We start from the raw sequence: 760 nt of genomic DNA, 5'->3' as shown, positions 1-760 counted from the left end.
TGGTTGACCAAGACGGCTGATAGGAACGGCATCTAGCATAGAATTCAATAGGCGCTCGTCGAGCTCATCTGTCATATCAGTCTCGATCAAACCTGGTGCCACGCAATTGATAGTCACTTGGCGTGAGCCGATTTCACGTGCAAGCGTACGGCTGAACCCTTCTACACCAGCTTTAGTCGCAGCATAGTTAGATTGACCTGCATTACCCATTTGAGCAACAACAGAGGTGATATTAATAATACGACCACGGCGCGCTTTCATCATACCGCGTACTGCGCGTTTACTCATACGATAAACTGAAGTCAAGTTCGTATCGATGACATTTGACCAGTCATCGTCTTTCATACGCATCAGTAGACCATCTTGCGTGATACCTGCATTGTTGACCAATACTTGTACTGCACCATAGACGCTTTCTATTTCTTCGAACAATTTATCAATTTGAGCAGTGTCACGTACATCTAAGACGCGACCGATACCACCAGTATCATGAAGATAATCATTAATCAATTCAGCACCTTTTTCAGTGGTTGCTGTTCCAATGACAAAATGTCCTTCTTTAGCAAAACGTTTAGCAACGGCCTTTCCAATACCACGGCTCGCGCCAGTCACTAATGTAATCGTACGACTCATGATAACACCTCTAATAATTTCTCTAGACGGGCAGGCTTGTCAGTAGGATAGCTTGTAATTGGCTGTGCTTGACGCTTAGCCAAGTTACTAAGCACATTACCGCTGCCACATTCGATTAATATGTTAA

Annotated in this window: 1 protein-coding gene and 1 pseudogene; both read right to left on the bottom strand. The window is 44.2% G+C overall.

The window, feature by feature from the left end; translation table 11 throughout:
- Positions 1-633, bottom strand: a 633-nt coding sequence (fabG, locus tag ACS8FC_RS16875; protein ID WP_439297634.1) for a 3-oxoacyl-ACP reductase FabG, incomplete at its 3' end; no start/stop codon positions are given.
- A pseudogene (locus ACS8FC_RS16870) lies at positions 630-760 on the bottom strand (ACP S-malonyltransferase); the annotation flags it as partial. The pseudogene ACS8FC_RS16870 and the gene fabG, both read right to left, overlap by 4 nt.

Source organism: Psychrobacter sp. 1Y4 (genome assembly GCF_051847555.1).
Note: the sequence above shows the minus strand (reverse complement) of the source record. Positions and strands in the feature narration are given on the sequence as shown.